This window comes from Aldersonia sp. NBC_00410, assembly GCF_026342035.1.
GTDB lineage: Bacteria > Actinomycetota > Actinomycetes > Mycobacteriales > Mycobacteriaceae > Aldersonia.
Map to the genome: position 1 here is coordinate 49,393 of NZ_JAPENM010000010.1, position 16,800 is coordinate 66,192.

At 67.8% G+C, this 16,800-nt stretch carries 18 protein-coding genes; 11 read left to right on the forward strand and 7 right to left on the reverse strand.

Annotated elements, in window-relative coordinates; translation table 11 throughout:
* The first annotated feature begins 58 nt into the window (after window positions 1-58).
* Complete coding sequence (locus tag OG921_RS21670) at window positions 59-1,030, forward strand: NAD(P)H nitroreductase (protein WP_266114607.1); 972 nt, start codon at window positions 59-61, stop codon at window positions 1,028-1,030.
* Between the two features lie 11 nt (window positions 1,031-1,041).
* On the opposite strand, the gene OG921_RS21675 is transcribed toward OG921_RS21670, so the two are convergent.
* Both OG921_RS21675 and OG921_RS21680 read right to left on the reverse strand, forming a co-directional pair.
* The gene (locus OG921_RS21675; protein ID WP_266114608.1) at window positions 1,042-1,365 is read right to left on the reverse strand and encodes an AzlD domain-containing protein; all 324 of its coding nucleotides are present in this window, start codon (window positions 1,363-1,365) and stop codon (window positions 1,042-1,044) included.
* Window positions 1,362-2,033 (reverse strand): AzlC family ABC transporter permease, encoded by a 672-nt coding sequence (locus tag OG921_RS21680; protein ID WP_266114609.1) that lies wholly within the window; start codon window positions 2,031-2,033, stop codon window positions 1,362-1,364. Before OG921_RS21680 ends, OG921_RS21675 begins: the two co-directional genes overlap by 4 nt.
* Window positions 2,034-2,095: 62 nt before the next feature.
* Here OG921_RS21680 and OG921_RS21685 point away from each other — a divergent pair, with 62 nt between their 5' ends.
* The 8 genes from OG921_RS21685 to acs all read left to right on the forward strand — a co-directional run bounded on the left by OG921_RS21685 (window position 2,096) and on the right by acs (window position 11,139).
* Entirely contained in the window at window positions 2,096-2,662 is a 567-nt protein-coding gene (locus OG921_RS21685) for a helix-turn-helix domain-containing protein (RefSeq protein WP_266114610.1), read from the forward strand.
* Window positions 2,663-2,687: 25 nt separating this feature from the next.
* The gene (locus OG921_RS21690) at window positions 2,688-3,887 is read left to right on the forward strand and encodes a sensor histidine kinase (RefSeq protein WP_266114611.1); all 1,200 of its coding nucleotides are present in this window, start codon (window positions 2,688-2,690) and stop codon (window positions 3,885-3,887) included.
* A gap of 53 nt (window positions 3,888-3,940) precedes the next feature.
* Window positions 3,941-4,741 (forward strand): LytTR family DNA-binding domain-containing protein, encoded by an 801-nt coding sequence (locus OG921_RS21695; protein WP_266114612.1) that lies wholly within the window; start codon window positions 3,941-3,943, stop codon window positions 4,739-4,741.
* Window positions 4,738-5,109, forward strand: coding sequence for a hypothetical protein (locus tag OG921_RS21700; RefSeq protein ID WP_266114613.1), 372 nt, complete (start codon window positions 4,738-4,740; stop codon window positions 5,107-5,109). The genes OG921_RS21695 and OG921_RS21700 overlap by 4 nt, the downstream gene beginning before the upstream one ends.
* A 32-nt stretch (window positions 5,110-5,141) precedes the next feature.
* On the forward strand, window positions 5,142-6,890 hold the full coding sequence (locus OG921_RS21705; RefSeq protein ID WP_266114712.1) for a cation acetate symporter: 1,749 nt from the start codon (window positions 5,142-5,144) through the stop codon (window positions 6,888-6,890).
* Between the two features lie 154 nt (window positions 6,891-7,044).
* Window positions 7,045-7,404 carry a DUF485 domain-containing protein gene (locus OG921_RS21710; RefSeq protein WP_266114614.1) on the forward strand — a complete coding sequence of 120 codons (360 nt, stop codon included), beginning with the start codon at window positions 7,045-7,047 and terminating at the stop codon, window positions 7,402-7,404.
* A complete protein-coding gene (locus tag OG921_RS21715; protein WP_266114615.1) occupies window positions 7,401-9,032 on the forward strand; it encodes a cation acetate symporter in 1,632 nt (543 codons plus the stop codon). The genes OG921_RS21710 and OG921_RS21715 overlap by 4 nt, the downstream gene beginning before the upstream one ends.
* 142 nt (window positions 9,033-9,174) lie before the next feature.
* Window positions 9,175-11,139 (forward strand): acetate--CoA ligase, encoded by a 1,965-nt coding sequence (gene acs / locus OG921_RS21720; protein WP_266114616.1) that lies wholly within the window; start codon window positions 9,175-9,177, stop codon window positions 11,137-11,139.
* Here acs and OG921_RS21725 read toward each other — a convergent pair.
* The gene (locus tag OG921_RS21725; RefSeq protein ID WP_266114617.1) at window positions 11,129-11,503 is read right to left on the reverse strand and encodes a helix-turn-helix transcriptional regulator; all 375 of its coding nucleotides are present in this window, start codon (window positions 11,501-11,503) and stop codon (window positions 11,129-11,131) included. The two genes, acs and OG921_RS21725, sit on opposite strands and share 11 nt — an antisense overlap.
* A gap of 275 nt (window positions 11,504-11,778) precedes the next feature.
* Between OG921_RS21725 and OG921_RS21730 the strand changes: the two genes are divergently transcribed.
* Window positions 11,779-12,402 (forward strand): M23 family metallopeptidase, encoded by a 624-nt coding sequence (locus tag OG921_RS21730; protein ID WP_266114618.1) that lies wholly within the window; start codon window positions 11,779-11,781, stop codon window positions 12,400-12,402.
* A gap of 72 nt (window positions 12,403-12,474) precedes the next feature.
* Here OG921_RS21730 and OG921_RS21735 read toward each other — a convergent pair whose 3' ends face one another.
* Together OG921_RS21735 and OG921_RS21740 are read right to left on the reverse strand one after the other, a co-directional pair.
* Complete coding sequence (locus tag OG921_RS21735) at window positions 12,475-13,371, reverse strand: oxygenase MpaB family protein (RefSeq protein WP_266114619.1); 897 nt, start codon at window positions 13,369-13,371, stop codon at window positions 12,475-12,477.
* 78 nt (window positions 13,372-13,449) lie between these two features.
* Window positions 13,450-13,773 (reverse strand): hypothetical protein, encoded by a 324-nt coding sequence (locus tag OG921_RS21740; protein WP_266114620.1) that lies wholly within the window; start codon window positions 13,771-13,773, stop codon window positions 13,450-13,452.
* A gap of 233 nt (window positions 13,774-14,006) precedes the next feature.
* Between OG921_RS21740 and OG921_RS21745 the strand changes: the two genes are divergently transcribed.
* Window positions 14,007-14,345: an RNA polymerase-binding protein RbpA gene (locus OG921_RS21745; RefSeq protein ID WP_266114621.1), complete on the forward strand. Its 339-nt coding sequence runs from the start codon at window positions 14,007-14,009 to the stop codon at window positions 14,343-14,345.
* A gap of 81 nt (window positions 14,346-14,426) precedes the next feature.
* Here the strand turns inward: OG921_RS21745 and OG921_RS21750 are convergent, their stop codons facing one another.
* Together OG921_RS21750 and lnt are read right to left on the reverse strand one after the other, a co-directional pair.
* A complete protein-coding gene (locus tag OG921_RS21750) occupies window positions 14,427-15,191 on the reverse strand; it encodes a polyprenol monophosphomannose synthase (protein WP_266114622.1) in 765 nt (254 codons plus the stop codon).
* Window positions 15,175-16,758 carry an apolipoprotein N-acyltransferase gene (lnt, locus tag OG921_RS21755; RefSeq protein ID WP_266114713.1) on the reverse strand — a complete coding sequence of 528 codons (1,584 nt, stop codon included), beginning with the start codon at window positions 16,756-16,758 and terminating at the stop codon, window positions 15,175-15,177. The genes OG921_RS21750 and lnt overlap by 17 nt, the downstream gene beginning before the upstream one ends.
* Window positions 16,759-16,800 lie beyond the last annotated feature (42 nt).

Sequence of the window (16,800 nt, forward strand, 5' to 3'; positions counted from 1 at the left end):
ATCGCCCTTATCGTTGGATCGGGACTACCGAGGCGGTGATCCGCGAGGAGGCCGGTCCATGCCGTCGACGCCAAGCACCGACGTGATCCGTGACGCGGTTGCACTCGCATGCCGGGCGCCGTCGTTGCACAACACGCAGCCGTGGCGATGGGTGTTCGACGGCGTCGCGTTGCATCTGTTCAGCGATCCCGCGCGGATGCTCGCGGGGACCGATGCATTCGGTCGCGAGATGGTGATCAGTTGTGGTGTCGTACTCGATCATCTCGTGGTCGCGATGGCTGGGCAACGTTGGCGAACGGAAGTCCATCGATATCCCGATCCGCAGCGTCGCGAACTGCTCGCATCGCTGCGTTTCTCCCCCGTCATGCTGCTCACCAACGCCGAACACGATCGCGCCGTAGCGATTTCGCGTCGTCACACCAGCCGCGCGCCATTCGGCGCGGTGGCCGACTGGGCGCACTACGAGTCGGTTTTGCGCAGCGTTGCCGACGACTATGACGTCGACCTGTCGGTGCTTCCTGCCGCCGCACACCCCGAATTGCTGCGCGCCGCCGAGGTGTACGCATCCCTGCGTGGGCAGGATGCCCAGTATCTGGCCGAGCTGCGTTGGTGGAGTAGTCATCCCGACGTTGTCGAGCAGCAGGTGGCGGCTGATCCAGGCGCGAGTCGACCCGGATGGGCGGGCCGAGTGGCACCGCAGCGCGACTCGGGCTGGGACGAAGCCGACCTCTCCGACGATCGGGCGACGGTCCTCGTGCTGTCCACACCCGGCGACGGCCCCCTCGACTGCCTGCGATGCGGCGAAGCGCTGTCCGCCGTCCTGCTCGAGTGCACGGTGGCGGGCTTGGCCACCTGCCCGCTGACCCACCTGACGGAACTGCCCGCCAGCCGCGACATCCTTGCGGCGCTGATCGGGCGCGTCGCGGCACCCCAGGTCCTGGTCCGCCTCGGAATACCGCCGCAGGAACGGAATCTCACGGCACACACCGCACGACGACATGTGGCCGATGTGCTCGAGGTGGTGTCCTGAACCCGGCCGATTCAGGGCACACCCATCAGCCGTAGCAGCGCCGTGGTGACAGCCGCGGCGATCACGATGAGCGCGAACGGCGCCCTGCGCCACGCGAGGATTCCGGCGACCAGTACACCAGCCGGTCGCGCCACCCCGGCGAAGCCGTCGCCGTCGGTGAACGTGGACACTGCGAGGACCGCGGTGAGCAGCACGACGGCGGCCGCCGCTATCAGTCGCCTGCTCGTCAACGGCAGTCGCATCCGTCGGCGCAGCACGGGGCCGAGCAGTCGCGTGGCGTACGTCCCGATCGCCAGTAGGACGATCGCAGGGATGAGGACAGCAGAATCGGTCATCGGCTCATCGCCACCCGAGTGAAACCGAGACCGAGCAACGACAGCAGGACCGGGACGCCGGCGGGCAGAAACGCTGTCGTGGCCAGTGCGATCGCCGCACCGATCAGCGCCGCAACGCGGGTCTGCCGCTCGCGCAGCGCCGGCAACACCAAGGCGACCAGCACGGCGGGGAACGCGGCGTCCAGACCGAGCGCCGCGGTGTCGGTTATCAAATGTCCGGCCTGCACGCCGATCATGGTGCCGAGGTTCCAGAACACGAAAATACCTGTCCCGCAAAGCCAATACACTGCCCGGCGCCCTTCGTGCGACCGCTGTGCGAGCGCGAAGGCAACCGTTTCGTCGGCCATCAGGTGGGCGCCGGCCGCCCTTCGCCATCCCGATCCGAGGAGGTCGGCGACGGCGAGGCCGAACGGGATATGCCGGGTGTTGACGAGCAGTCCGGCCGTTGCCGCGGTGAGCGGACTGGCGCCCGTTGCGACAATGCCGATGAAGAGAAACTGCGACGCGCCCGCGAAAACGAACACCGACATCGCCACCGGCAGCCAAGGACTCGCACCCGCGCCGACGGTGATCGCCCCGAAGGAAATACCGACGATACCGTCGGCGAGACAGACGAGCGCGACGTCGCGCAGGACGCCCCTATCGACCGTTCGCCATTTCGAACGCATGGCGTATATAATGAACAGCGCCGCAGGAGCGTGTCAACCGATATCCAAGCGAGGGAGGCCGCGTGGGTGCGGACGCCACCGAGAGGACGCCCGTCGACGTGATCGCAGCTTCGCTGCGACGCGAACGTGAACGTGCAGGCCTGTCTCTGACCGAATTGGCCCGCCGCGCCGGAATCGCCAAATCGACGCTGTCACAGCTCGAATCGGGCGCCGGAAACCCCAGCGTGGAGACGCTGTGGGCGTTGTGCGTCGCGTTGGGCGTGCAGTTCGCCCAACTGCTGGATCCGCCGCGTCCCCGCGTGCAGGTGATTCGCGCGGACGAGGGCGCAGCGATCGCCTCCGAGCGGGCCGACTACCGGGCCACGCTGGTATCGGCCAGCCCGCCGGGCGCCCGCCGCGATGTCTATCGGATCGCGGCCGAACCGGGCCCGGGCCGCGAGTCCGCACCGCATATGCCCGGAGTCGTCGAGCATGTCGTGCTCAGCGCGGGCCGTGCGCTGGCCGGGCTCATCGAGGCGCCGATCGAACTGGCTCCGGGCGACTACGTTGCCTACCCGGGCGATCTGCCGCATATTTTTCAGGCGCTCGAGCCCGGCACGCGTGCCGTATTGATTTCCGAACACAGCTGAGCGCGGATGGGCGACGATCGGGACCGTGACGACGACGATCGTGTTCGTGCTCGCGGCCGCTGGGGTACTGGCGGTTGCGGTATTCGCGTGGTTGCGGACGCGACGGATGTTCACCACGCCGGCGCAGCGCGCGGTCCACGTCACGCTGCACACCGCCGCTCTCGCGGCGCGACCACTTCGCCGCGGTCTGAACGTCGAGTCCGCCGGCGACGCGGCACCGCACCTGCACGCCCTGACCGGCGGCGAGGCGGTCGGGATCGCCGACCCGAACGGTGCCGTGCTGGCCTGGACCGGTCCGCATCCGGAACTCGGCGACGAGTTCGCGGTGACCGCGGCACGCGCCGCCGACGCCGGCCGACGGATCCTCGTCACGGTGCCCGCCGGACCGGACCGCACCGCGCGCTCGCTCGTCGTCCAGCCGCTGGTCACCGAAGGCGCGGGCGTGGTGGGTGTGCTCGGGGTGCTGACCGGCAGCGCACCCGATCCGGGGACACTCGGTGCCATCGCCGACGTGGCGCGCTACGCCTCCGGTCAGATAGAGCTCGCCGAACTCGATGCGTCGCAGGCGCGCCTCGACCGGGCGGAGGTGCTCGCGCTGCGGGCCCAGATCAGTCCGCACTTCATCTACAACGCGCTCAACACCATCGCCTCGTTCGTCCGTACCGATCCCGACCGGGCGCGCGAGCTCGTACTCGAGTTCGCCGACTTCACCCGGTACTCGTTCCGCGCGGCAGGCGAATACACCACGCTGTCGGACGAACTGCGCAACATCGATCGCTACCTCACCCTCGAACGCGCCCGGTTCGGCGACGCGCTGCAGGTGAGACTGCAGGTGGCTCCCGAGGTGCTCAACGTGGTGCTGCCATTTCTCGCGTTGCAACCGCTGGTGGAGAACGCCGTGCGACACGGGATCGCAGGCAAGCCGGGCGGCGGGACAGTCGGCGTGCTGGCGACCGACGAGGGCACGGAATGCGTGATCAGCGTCGAGGACGACGGGATCGGCATGGAACCCGAGCTGCTGACCTCCGGCGCGCTGGACTCCGTGGCCGCCGCCCCCGGTTCGGCACAGGGCCCGGAAGCCGCGCACGTCGGCCTGGCCAATGTCGACGACCGACTGCGCGCGGCGTTCGGCAACGACTACGGGCTGGTCGTCGAAACAGCCCCCGGTGCCGGCACGAAGGTCAGCATGCGGGTGCCGAAATTCCGCGCCGGGGTTCGCGCATGAGGGCCGTGGCGCCGCCGGATCGCCGCACATCTCCGTGGCACTATTGAGCCGCTGTGAGCCACACCACCGAACCCGCGCGCGCCCCGTCGCTCACCGTCCTGGCCGTGGACGATGAGCGGCCCGCGCTGGACGAAGTCGCCTTCCTGCTCGGCCGCAACAACGACGTCGGGGTCGTACACACCGCCGCCGACGCGACCACGGCGTTGCGGCTGTTGCGCGCGCACGCGATCGACGCGGTGTTCCTCGACATCAACATGCCCGGTCTCGACGGCCTCGAACTTGCCGGCATCCTCTCGGAGTTCGCGCAGCGTCCGGCGGTCGTGTTCGTGACGGCGCATGACGACCGCGCCGTGGATGCCTTCGATCTCGGCGCAGTCGACTACCTGCTGAAGCCGATCCGGGAGGAGCGCCTCGCCGAGTCCGTGCGTCGGGTCGCCGCCGCCCGTGCGAGCGCCACAGAGCCGGGGTCGCCGGCGCCCGAGCAGGACGAGGTGATCCCGGTCGAACTGGGCGGGGTGACGACGATGGTGGCGCGGTCCAGCGTCGGCTGGGTGGAGGCCGAAGGCGACTACGCCCGGTTGCACAGCGCCGACGGTGTGCATCTGGTTCGGATCCCGTTGTCCACCTTGGCGCAGCGGTGGGGCGACGCCGGGTTCCTGCGGGTGCATCGTTCGTACCTGGTGGCGATGGGGCTGGTGATCGGGATCCGTTCGGTGGGCACCGGTGTCGCGGTATGCCTGCGCGCGAACGGTGCCTCGCCGGCGGTCGAACTTCCGGTCAGCCGGCGGCACACCAGGGAACTGAAGGATCGGTTGGTCCGCGCGCCCCGGCAGAGACCGCGCGGCAGCCGATGACCGCGCCCGGCGCACGCCCGCCGCGCCGGCGGGTCGTGCTCTCCGAGCGCCGCGGCGCTCGGATGGTGCGCACACGGGTGGAGGTTCAGGAACAGACGGCCGTGGGCGAGGCACTCATTCGTGGACTGATGCGCGCACAACTCGGTCTCGCCATCCGCGTGGTCGTTGTCATCGTCCTGCTCGTCGGATCGATTCCGTTGCTCTGCTTCACCTTCCCCGCCTTCGGTGCCGCCTCGGTGTGGGGTGTGCGACTGCCGTGGCTGTTCCTCGGCGCGCTGGTCTACCCGCTGCTCTACGTCGTCGGCAAGGTCTACGTCCGGCTCGCCGAACGCAACGAGCAGGAGTTCACCGACGTGCTCGAGGATTGACGGGGGCAGGAGTGCACACCGAATTCACCGCCATGACGGTCGTCGGCCTCGCCTTCGCCGCGCTCTCGACCGTCGCGATCGGCGTGTACGGCGTCCGGCTGGCCAGGACGACCTCCGACTTTCTGGTGGCCTCACGCAGCGTGGGACCGCGCTGGAACGCCGCCGCGATCTCGGGCGAGTACCTCTCGGCCGCTTCATTTCTCGGCGTCGCGGGCTTGATCGCGAAGTACGGCGCGGACGCGCTCTGGTACCCCGTCGGATTCACTGTCGGCTACGTCGGACTGCTGCTGTTCGTCGCCGCGCCGCTGCGCCGCTCCGGGGCCTACACCGTGCCGGATTTCGCGGAGTTCCGGCTCGGCGCGCCGTGGCTGCGCACCCTCGCGATGATCGTCGTCGCGGTGATCTGCACGCTGTATCTCGTCCCGCAATTTCAGGGCGCGGGGCTGACTCTGCAGATACTGCTCGGTGTGCCGAGTTGGGTGGGCGCGGTGGTGGTATGCGCGATCGTCGTCGGCAATGTGGCCGGCGGCGGCATGCGATCGATCACCTTCGTGCAGGCGTTTCAGTACTGGCTCAAACTGACCGCCGTCGCCGTGCCCGCACTGGTGCTCTGCGCGCATTTCGCCGGGTCCGGTGGAGCGCTCGGCAGCCCCGCGCCACCGACGGTCGACGAACGCACCACCATCGACATCACCACCGACGTGATCGTGCAGGTTCCCGAACTGGAACGGGCCACGGTCACCGGAACGGTCGACGGGCGCGAGGTCGCCGGTCCGGTCATACTCGCGCCGGGCGATCACGAACTCGGCAGCGGCAGCCAACTCGTGCTCGAAGCCGGCGCGGCGGTGCCCGTGGTGTCCGGCGCACCCGCCGACGGGCAGGCCTGGTTGACACCCGGCGGCGGCTTCGGCGGTGATCATTCGCTGTATCAGGTCTATTCGTTGATCATCGCAACGTTCCTCGGCACGATGGGTCTTCCGCATGTCCTCGTCCGGTTCTACACGAACCCCGACGGACGGACGGCGCGCGCGACCTCGCTCGCGGTGATCGGGCTCCTCGGCGTGTTTTATCTGTTTCCCATCGTGCTCGGGGCCTTCGCGCGGCTCTACGTCCCCGAGCTGCTCATCACCGGCACCTCGGACGCGGCCGTGCTGCTGTTACCCGGCTCGGTGCTGAGCGGCTGGGCGGGACAGCTCATCGCCGCGCTGGTCGCGGCCGGCGCCATTGCCGCGTTCCTGTCGACCTCGTCGGGACTCGTCGTGAGCATCGCCGGCGTCGTCTCGACCGATGTGCTGCACGGACGGGTCCGTGATTTCCGGTTCGCCGCGGTGCTCGCCGGCGTGGTGCCGTTGCTGCTGTCGCTGGCCTCGGCGCAGGCGGATCTGTCGCGCACGGTCGGATTGGTCTTCGCCGTCGCCGCCTCGACACTGTGCCCGCTGCTCGTCCTCGGCATCTGGTGGCGCGGACTCACCGCCATCGGTGCCGCGGCGGGCCTGCTGGCCGGTGGGGTGAGCGCCACCGGCGCGGCCACGATCGCCGTCCTCGGCGGCCTGGACCGCGGCCGCATCACCGGCTGGCCGGCAGCGATCCTCGGCTATCCGGCAGCAGTGAGCGTGCCGCTCGCCTTCGTGACGATGATCGTGGTCAGCCGGTTGACCAAGTCCCGGGTTCCGGCCGATGTCGCGCGAATCCTCACCCGCCTGCATGCACCCGAGCGCACCGGGATGGGGGTCGATCGGATGACCGACCTGAGCAACGAACGTCGCGACGAAGTGGATTGATCCGCGGACTGAGCACCCACCGCTCGTCGTGCCGAATCGACCGTTCGGCGCACGATGCGGTGCTTCGGCGCGTGGCCCGCGCCACAGCGTTCCGCTGTGACCTGGGTCTCCCTAGTGTCGAGCAGACAAGCCCTTCGCCGCCCTAGGAGCATTTATGCCCGGCACCGACCTCGACAGGGACGCGGTACCCGACCGCACACCCGATGCGCAGGTATTCCTCGACATGCAGGCAAGTCCGGAGTTTCAAGATCTACGGAACCGGTTGCGCCGCTTCATCTTCCCGATGACGGCCTTCTTCCTGATCTGGTACCTCACGTACGTGTTGCTCGGTGCCTACGCGCACGACTTCATGGCCACCGAGGTGATCGGCAACATCAATCTCGGTCTGATTCTCGGCTTGCTGCAGTTCGTCTCGACGTTCGTCATCACCGGCCTGTACGTGCGCTTCGCCAACCGTGAACTCGACCCGCGCTCCGCGGCGATTCGCGACGAGATCGAGGGAGATCTGAAGTGAACACGTCGATACTCGCCGCCGAGACGGTCGGCAGCCCCGTCGCCAACATCGCCATCTTCGGCCTTTTCGTCGCGATCACCCTGGTCGTCGTCATTCGGGCCAGCCGCAACAACAAGACCGCCGCGGATTTCTTCACCGGCGGCCGTGGATTCTCCGGGCCGCAGAACGGCATCGCGATCGCCGGCGACTACCTGTCGGCGGCGAGCTTCCTCGGCATCGCCGGGGCAATCGCGGTCTACGGCTACGACGGGTTCCTCTACTCGGTCGGCTTCCTCGTCGCGTGGCTGGTCGCGCTGCTGCTCGTGGCCGAATTGCTGCGCAACACCGGCAAATTCACCATGGCCGACGTGCTGTCCTTCCGGTTGAAGCAGCGGCCGGTCCGGATGGCGGCAGCGTTGTCGACGCTCACGGTGTCGCTGTTCTACCTGCTCGCTCAGATGGCGGGTGCGGGCGGCCTGGTCGCCCTGCTGCTCAACATCGAAGGCCGCACCGGACAGTCGATCGTCATCGCCATCGTCGGCGCGCTGATGATTCTCTACGTCCTGATCGGCGGCATGAAAGGCACCACCTGGGTGCAGATCATCAAGGCCGTGCTGCTCATCAGCGGCGCCGCGTTCATGACGGTGCTGGTGCTGGCGAAGTTCGGCTTCAACTTCTCCGACCTCCTCGGCTCGGCGCAGGAAACGGTCTCCGAATCCTCGAGCGAAACGGTCGCAGCGCGCGACGTGCTCGCGCCGGGCGCCCAGTACGGTGGCAGCGCGACCTCGCAGATCAACTTCGTCTCCCTCGGTATCGCTCTCGTCCTCGGCACCGCCGGCCTGCCACACGTGCTGATGCGGTTCTACACCGTGCCCACTGCCAAGGAAGCCCGCCGCTCGGTGGTGTGGGCGATCGGCCTGATCGGTGCGTTCTACCTGTTCACCCTGGTGCTCGGTTACGGAGCGGCGGCAATCGTCGGTCCGGACCGGATCCTCGCGTCGGCCGGTGGCCAGAACTCGGCGGCGCCCCTGCTGGCGTTCGAACTCGGCGGCGTAATCCTGCTCGGCATCATCTCGGCGGTGGCGTTCGCCACGATCCTCGCGGTCGTCGCCGGCCTGACGATCACCGCCTCCGCGTCATTCGCGCACGACGTCTACGCCAGCGTGATCAAGCGCGGCAACGCCGACGAGTTCGAGCAGGTGCGCGTCTCGCGGATCACCGCCGTGGTGATCGGTGTGCTCGCGATCGGCCTCGGCATCCTCGCGAACGGGCAGAACATCGCGTTCCTGGTGGCGCTGGCCTTCGCGGTCGCGGCGGCGGCGAACCTGCCGACGATCCTCTACTCGCTGTTCTGGAAGCGCTTCAACACCCGCGGCGCGCTGTGGAGCATGTACGGCGGTCTGATCACCACGATCGTGCTGATCGTCTTCTCCCCCGCCGTGTCGGGCATGAAGACCTCGATGATCCCGGGATCGGACTTCTCCTGGTTCCCGCTGTCGAACCCCGGCATCGTGTCGATCCCGCTGGCCTTCGCGCTCGGCATCGTCGGAACGCTGACAAGCAAGGATCGCGGCAACGAGGCCAAGAACGCCGAGATGGAGGTCCGCTCGATCACCGGTGTCGGCGCCGAAAAGGCCGTCGTGCACTGACCGGACCGCACAAATCTGCCCGAACGGGTAGTCGTGGCGCCGGTCGCGCCGTGGATACAAGCCGGAAAGCCCCCGTATCCACGAACGACCGGCGCACTCGTTTTCAGCCCAATCGACACCGCCCAACCGCGAAGGACAATTCATGACGGTGACCAATACGACCGAGGCAGTAGCGAATTCCGGGGTATACGCGCCGAGTGCGCAGTTCGTCGCGACGGCGAACACGGATGCGTCGATCTACGACCGGGCCGAATCTGCGCGGCTCGCATTCTGGGCCGAGCAGGCCGACCGGCTGCAGTGGGCGACGCCCTATGAGCAGGTCCTCGACTGGCCGGGCCGCAAAACCGACAGTGCTGATGCCGCATCAGATTTCGTGGCACGATGGTTCGTCGGCGGCAAGCTCAATGTCGCGGTGAACTGTGTGGACCGGCATGTGCAGGCCGGGCACGGCGACCGGGTTGCGATCCATTGGGAGGGCGAACCGGGTGATTCACGCGCGATCACCTACGCCGAGCTGCTCGACGAGGTCTCCCGCGCGGCGAACTATTTCACCGAACTCGGTCTGCGTGCAGGCGATCGAGTCGCGATCTACATGCCGATGGTGCCGGAAGCGATCGTCTCGATGCTCGCCTGCGCGCGGCTCGGGCTGATGCATTCGGTGGTCTTCGCCGGCTTCTCCGCCGCCGCCCTGCGCGCCCGGATCGACGACGCCCAAGCGAAACTCGTGGTGACCACCGACGGGCAGTGGCGGCGCGGGCAGGCCGCGCCACTCAAGCCCGCCGTCGACGAGGCGGTCGAGGGGGCCGAATCGGTTGAGCACGTGCTGGTGGTGCGGCGCGCCGGAAACCCGGTGTACTGGACCGAGGGTCGCGACCTGTGGTGGCACGAGACCGTCGCGGCCGCATCGCCCGAGCACACGCCGGAGGCCTTCGACTCCGAGCATCCGCTCTTCATCCTCTACACGTCCGGCACCACCGGTAAGCCGAAGGGCATCGTGCACACCAGCGGTGGCTACCTGACCCAGACTGCCTACACCCACCACTACGTGTTCGACCACAAGCCCGAATCGGACGTGTACTGGTGCACCGCCGATATCGGCTGGGTCACCGGGCACAGCTATATCGTGTACGGGCCGTTGGCGAACGGGGCGACGCAGGTCGTTTACGAGGGCACGCCGAACTCGCCGGACGAGCACCGGCACTTCGAGATCATCGAAAAGTACGGCGTCACCATCTATTACACGGCACCGACACTGGTTCGGACGTTCATGAAGTGGGGCCGCGAGATCCCCGACGCCCATGACCTTTCCTCGATCCGGTTGCTCGGCAGCGTCGGTGAGCCGATCAATCCCGAGGCGTGGCGCTGGTTCCGCGAGGTTATCGGGCACGGCGAGACGCCCATCGTGGACACGTGGTGGCAGACCGAAACCGGGGCGATCATGATCTCCCCCCTGCCCGGGGTGACGGCGACCAAACCCGGTGCCGCCATGACCGCGTTGCCGGGGATCTCCGCGAGCGTCGTCGACGATGACGGTAAACCCCTCGGCGCCGGTGACGCCGGATTCCTTGTGCTGGACAAGCCTTGGCCGTCGATGCTGCGTGGAATCTGGGGCGATATGGAGCGGTACCGCGACACCTATTGGTCGCGGTATGCGGATCACGGCTGGTACTTCGCGGGCGACGGCGCGCGCTACGACGCCGACGGCGATCTCTGGGTGCTCGGCCGCGTGGACGACGTGATGAACATCTCGGGCCACCGAATCTCCACGGCCGAAGTCGAATCCGCGCTCGTCGGCCATTCCGCGGTCGCGGAGGCAGCGGTCGTCGGTGCCTCGGATCCGACGACCGGGCAAGGCATCGTCGCGTTCGTCATCCTCAAGTCCGGCCGCACCGGGGGCGAGGATGTCGTCGCCGAACTGAAGGCCGCGGTGGCCCGCGAGATTTCGCCGATCGCACGCCCGCGCGAGGTGAAGGTGGTGCCCGAACTGCCGAAGACCCGCTCGGGCAAGATCATGCGTCGGCTGCTGCGCGACATCGCGGAGGGCCGGGAACTCGGCGACACCTCGACGCTGGTCGATCCGAAGGTGTTCGACGCGATCAAGGGGTAGGCGGAGGCCGGCGCACAGGGTTTCGGTTCGTCCCGCGCACTGGGGTGGCCGGGCGCCGGGTTTCGGCGGCAACTGTGCGGGTGTACGCGGCGAGCGCGATCGGCCAGAAGCCGTCCAGGTAGTCGCGCGCGGCGGCGATGCCGTGCGGGTCGAGCGAGTACAGCCTGCGCCTGCCCTCGGCTCGGGCGATAACGAGTCGGGCGCGCTCGAGAATGCGGAGATGCTGCGAGACCGCCGGTCGGGTCACCGGTAGAGTTTCGGCGAGTTCGGTTACCGACCGTGGACGGGCGGCCAGGGCCTCGAAAATCGCCTGCCGCGTCTCGTCCGCGAGGGCCTCGATTGCCCGCTTCGCGTAAGCCTCCACTTACGCGAGTATTGCACTGTTTCACGGCCGATTACTTTATATCTGCGTCGAAACAGTCGATTGTTTGACCTGGTAAGAGCCGCTGTCGTCCAGTTCTCGGGTATTACTGCCCGAGACGTCGTGGCATGGATTTCGTCCCGTGACGGCCGCTACATAATTACTCAATCAAGCTTTCAACTTGTACATTCTTTCGGGTGTTCGTAATCCATTCGTTATTTGATCGAGGCTGTTCCGATATTCGGTCGCGCCGCCGTGTCACGGCGCGGGCTGTTCGCGTGGTCGGAGCGGCGGTCGCCGTCACGGCCGCGATGCCGGCCGTCGCCGTCGCCGCCGGGTCCGGCGACCAGGTCGCACTATTGGGTTCATCGCACCCGATGGAGGCCGCCACGCCGGCCATCGCGCAGCAGGCTCAGGCGGTCGATGTCAAACTCGTCGCGGACCAGCGCGCACAGTTCGAGGCCGTCAAGGCCGCCGAGATCGAGGCGCACCGGCCCAAGTCGTTGGCCCCGGTTCCCGGCCTGCTCAGCTCCACGTTCGGCATGCGCTGGGGTGCGATGCACGCCGGCATCGACTTCGCCGAACCTCTCGGCACCCCGATCGGGTCGGTCACCGATGGCGTGATCATGGAGGCAGGGCCCGCCTCCGGATTCGGACTCTGGGTGCGGGTGCAGCAGGACGACGGCACGGTCGGCGTCTACGGACACGTCGACGAGATCCTCGCTGGAGTCGGCCAGCACGTCCGCGCCGGCGACATCATCGCCACGGTCGGCAATCGAGGTCAATCGACCGGCCCGCACCTGCACTACGAGGTGTGGCTGCCCGGCAACATCAAGGTCGACCCACTCCCCTGGCTCGCCGCACGCGGCGTACAGATCGCCAGAGTCGATCTGTCGTCCTGACCGACCACGACAGCGGGCCGGGCATGGTGCACAAACACCATGCCCGGCCCGCTGTTCTTGTTCGTGCGGGGTTCAGACCAAGGGGCGACGCTTGCGGATCCGGCGTTTCACGTCCCAGAGGTAGTAATTCAACGGGAACTGCCGTAGCCGCCGAGGGAGCCGGCGGCAGACCACCCCGGCCAGCAACAGCATCATGCTGAGCCGTCGTTCGTGCGCGGCGCTCCACTCGAGGCCCATCTTCCGGCGCAGCTCGCGCGGCAAGAGGCCGGCGACGACGAACTGGTGGATATCGGCGAAGGCCCATTGCAGCGGCTTGGGCAGATTCCGGAGCCGGACCAGATCCATCAGATAGGCGCGGATCGTCGGATCGATCCGGGCAGTGGCGAGGCCTTCGCGCCAGTACTGCGCGAACGCGGCACGATCGGCGGGCCACATCTCCGGCGGCATTTGCAACGTCGCGCCGAGACACGCCGAATGGCGGTACATCGAGTCGGCAAGCTCGTCATCCATCGGACCGTGCATCCGCTCGATCAGATCGACCGTCCCGAAATACAGACACGCGGCCACCCAGCGCTGCAGCTCGGGATCGAAGGCGTTGTACCGCACCGGGCTGTCCGGTCCGGAACGGACCTGACGATGGACGCTGTTGATCGCTGCACGATAGGACGCGCGTTCCGCGGGCGTCCCGAGATGCGCGACCGAGAGATAACTGACGGTAGTGCGCAACCGCTTGAGTGGATGCAGCATGGCCTTGCCGCTGTCCACCGTGCTCTCTGCGACCCCGTAGCCGATCGGCGCCTGACTCAGCTGCATGATGACATTCGCGACCCCGCCGATCATGACCGCAACGCCATCGGCGTGCGGTGCAAAATCGAACGTGTCGCGATCGTCGAACGGCGCGTTGTCGAACGACTCGACCGACGGCTCGGCGATGGCAGCCATGAACAGCCCTCCCAGAAACGATGACATGCTTTTACTCTCATCATCTTGGATGAGAGCAAGAGCGTAGCAAGCTGTGCCCGGCGCACCGGTGCCGCTATCCCGCGTTCAGCGCAGCCGCTCGGCCTCTTTCATGAGACCGACCAACGCCTCGGCAAGACCGGCCAGATCCCCGCGGTCGGCATCTTCGCGGATCGCCGTCGCCACGTCCTCGGCGGCGCACCGCGCCGCGAACATCCGGTCCGACCAGTCGGACATCTCGCGGGTACTCAGCATGATGACGTCGGCGGGCAGGCCGGCCGCGCGGTGGGCGTTGCGGTGCTCGTAGGCGCGCTGCCGGCACGACTGGCGGCAATACTGCCTGCGACGACCCAGCTCGGGATCGGCCACATTGCGCCCACACCACAGACAGGATCGTTGCGTGGTAGGCATGTCGGCAGAGGTTAGTACGGCGCGACGTGTGTCCATCCCGGACACGCCGGTAGAATCGATGCGATCGAGTCCGCGCCGGGGAACGAAACCGTCCCCCGGCGCGTTGTATGTGCAACGAGACAGAGCCGCGTCCGCGGCGGTGGGTGAATGCCGCGTCCGCGGCGGTGGGTGAATGCCGCGACCGCGGTGATCCCCAACCGCACGTATCGCAGCTGAGAAGGAGATGACCGCACATGGCAGATCGCGTACTCCGAGGTAGTCGGCTTGGGGCGGTGAGCTACGAGACCGATCGTGACCATGATCTGGCACCTCGGCGGGTCGCGCGCTACCGCACCGACAACGGTGAGGTGTTCGACGTTCCCTTTGCCGACGAGGCGGAGATTCCCGGTACCTGGCTGTGCCGCAACGGTATGGAAGGCACCCTGATCGAGGGCGCCGCGCCGGAGGCCAAGAAGGTCAAGCCGCCCCGCACCCACTGGGACATGCTGCTCGAGCGCCGTTCCGTCGAGGAGCTCGAGGAGCTGCTGCAGGAACGCATGGATCTGGTGAAGGCCCGCAAGCGCGGCGTCTGACCGGCACAAGCGCCGAGACCCGAACGGGGTCGATTGCATCGAGCAATCGACCCCGTTCTCGTCCCTCGTGGCCCGTCGTGGCTAGGCCTTACCGCGGAGTTTGTCCAGGCGATTGCGCATCCCCCAGGCGGTCACCTTCAGCAACGCTTCCCGGACGATGTCGCCACTCATCTTCGATTCGCCGATCTCGCGCTCGGTGAACGTGATGGGAACCTCGACCACGCTCGCGCCGCCCTTGATCAGCCGCCAGGCCAGATCCACTTGGAAGCAGTAGCCGTGTGACTCCACGGCATCGAGGTCGAGTCCCTCGAGCGCCGCGCGCCGGTAGGCGCGGTAGCCGCCGGTGATGTCCTTCACGCCGACGCCGAGGGCCAGGCGCGAATAGAGATTGCCGCCGCGGGAGAGCCACTCCCGCCGTTTGGGCCAGTTCACCACGGTGCCGCCCGGCACGTAGCGCGAGCCGACCGCCAGGTCGGCGCCTGTCGCCACCTTGTCCAGCAGCCGATGCAGCTGTTCGGGCGCGTGGCTGCCGTCGGCGTCCATCTCGACGAGCACCGCATAGTCGCGCGCGAGACCCCACCGGAATCCGGCGATATAGGCCGCGCCGAGACCGTTCTTCTCGGTGCGGTGCATGACGTTGATCCGATCCTGCGCGTCCGCCGCGGCCAATTCGTCGGCGATGGTGCCGGTGCCGTCCGGGCTCCCGTCATCGACGATCAGGATGTGTGTGGCGGGCAGCGCCGCCTGGAGGCGACCGACGATCTTGGGGAGATTTTCGCGCTCGTTGTACGTCGGGATGATCACCAATGTCGACGCGCTAATTTCGCTGTTATTCCCCGATGTCATCGAGATCCTCTCTGTGGGCGTTGCCCAGTCGTTCCGCATTGCCGGCTGGTTCCGATCCGCGCCCCGATCGACGGAGGGTGCCGCCGACTACCAGGGCTGCGGCGGCCGCGAGGCAGATCAGTACCTCGGGGATCGAGCCGAGCCGAGTTGCCAGCGTAGTACCCGTCCGCAGCGGAACCTGCGTCACCAAGGTCTGCGGGATGAACAGGGCCGATTCCTGCTGGATCGAGCCGTCGGGTCCGATGATTGCGCTCACACCGCTCGTCGCGGCGACGACCACGGCCCGACCGTGCTCGACGGCACGCACCCGTGACATCGCCAGCTGCTGGTACGTCATCTCGCTGTCGCCGAATGTCGCGTTGTTCGTCGGCACGGCGAGAAGTTCGGCCCCGGCGCGCACCGAGCTGCGGAACGCGCGGTCGAACGCCACCTCGTAGCAGGTCGCCACGCCGACGGGAACGCCGCCGATGTGGACGAGGCCATTGCCGTCGCCGGCCACGAAATGCCCGGCTCGATCGGCATAGGACGAGAAGTGCCGGAAGAACCCACGCCAGGGCAGGTACTCACCGAAGGGCTGAATGATCCGCTTGTCGTGCCGGTCCGCCGGGCCGTCAGCGCCGTTCCAGACGATCATCGAGTTGGTGGTGGTCCGGTCCGCGTTGACCAGGACGGCACCGACCAGGATCGGCGCACCAACCGCTTCGGAGACGGCGGTGATTTCCTCGTCCGCGTCAGGGTTACGCAGCGGATCGATGTCCGAGGAGTTCTCCGGCCACACCACGATGTCGGGTCGCGGCACCCGCCCGGCCCGGACGTCGTCGGCGAGCCGCTGGGTTTCGCGGACGTGGTTGTCCAGGACCGCGCGGCGCTGGGCGTTGAAATCGAGGCCGAGCCTGGGCACGCTGCCCTGAATCGCGGCGACGGTGACGAACCGGTCGCTCGAGTTCATGTCCGGCAGGCTCGGTAGCAGGGCGGCGCCGAGGAGCGGGAACACCAAGCAGGCGACGAGCGCGCCGACGAGGGCACGTGTCCGGCGCTGCAGCAGGGCCACAGCCAGCGCGGCCAGCCCCGTTCCGGTGAGGGCGACCGCAAAGCTGAGCAAGGGCGCGCCGCCGAGCGAGGCGATCGGCAGCAGCACGCCGTCTGCCTGTCCGAAGGACAGTCGGCCCCAAGGAAAACCACCGAACGGGAAGTTCGATCGTGCCCACTCGGTGAGCGACCAGACCGCCGCGATCCAGACCGGTGCGCCGGGCAGGCCTGCCACCACCCGCGCACCGACACCGAAGAGTCCGACGTAGCCGGCGCACGCGGTCGCGAGCGCGAGCCATGGCACCGGCCCGACGTACTCGCCGACCCACGGCAGCAGTGGCACGAAGAACGCCAGTCCGGCACACATCCCGTAGCCGAACCCGCCGCGCAGCGACCCTCCCGAACGCAGCGCGATCGTCAGCGCCGCGATGCCGACCGGGGCGAAAAACCAGAGTGGACGCGGCGGAAATCCGGCGAACAGCAGGAGTCCCCCACCGACCGCCAACGCGAGGTTCACCAGCACCGCGCGCCGCGGCATGGTGGGCCGAAATCGCGTCACGAAACTCGTCCCTGGTGCGTC

What these genes read in the sequence shown, in the direction of transcription:
- OG921_RS21670 (WP_266114607.1), top strand. Translation starts at nt 59, where the DNA reads ATGCCGTCGACGCCAAGCACCGACGTGATCCGTGACGCGGTTGCACTC.
- OG921_RS21675 (WP_266114608.1), bottom strand. Translation starts at nt 1,365, where the DNA reads ATGACCGATTCTGCTGTCCTCATCCCTGCGATCGTCCTACTGGCGATC.
- OG921_RS21680 (WP_266114609.1), bottom strand. Translation starts at nt 2,033, where the DNA reads ATGCGTTCGAAATGGCGAACGGTCGATAGGGGCGTCCTGCGCGACGTC.
- OG921_RS21700 (WP_266114613.1), top strand. Translation starts at nt 4,738, where the DNA reads ATGACCGCGCCCGGCGCACGCCCGCCGCGCCGGCGGGTCGTGCTCTCC.
- OG921_RS21705 (WP_266114712.1), top strand. Translation starts at nt 5,142, where the DNA reads ATGACGGTCGTCGGCCTCGCCTTCGCCGCGCTCTCGACCGTCGCGATC.
- OG921_RS21710 (WP_266114614.1), top strand. Translation starts at nt 7,045, where the DNA reads ATGCCCGGCACCGACCTCGACAGGGACGCGGTACCCGACCGCACACCC.
- acs (WP_266114616.1), top strand. Translation starts at nt 9,175, where the DNA reads ATGACGGTGACCAATACGACCGAGGCAGTAGCGAATTCCGGGGTATAC.
- OG921_RS21735 (WP_266114619.1), bottom strand. Translation starts at nt 13,371, where the DNA reads ATGTCATCGTTTCTGGGAGGGCTGTTCATGGCTGCCATCGCCGAGCCG.
- OG921_RS21740 (WP_266114620.1), bottom strand. Translation starts at nt 13,773, where the DNA reads ATGCCTACCACGCAACGATCCTGTCTGTGGTGTGGGCGCAATGTGGCC.
- OG921_RS21745 (WP_266114621.1), top strand. Translation starts at nt 14,007, where the DNA reads ATGGCAGATCGCGTACTCCGAGGTAGTCGGCTTGGGGCGGTGAGCTAC.
- OG921_RS21750 (WP_266114622.1), bottom strand. Translation starts at nt 15,191, where the DNA reads ATGACATCGGGGAATAACAGCGAAATTAGCGCGTCGACATTGGTGATC.
- lnt (WP_266114713.1), bottom strand. Translation starts at nt 16,758, where the DNA reads ATGCCGCGGCGCGCGGTGCTGGTGAACCTCGCGTTGGCGGTCGGTGGG.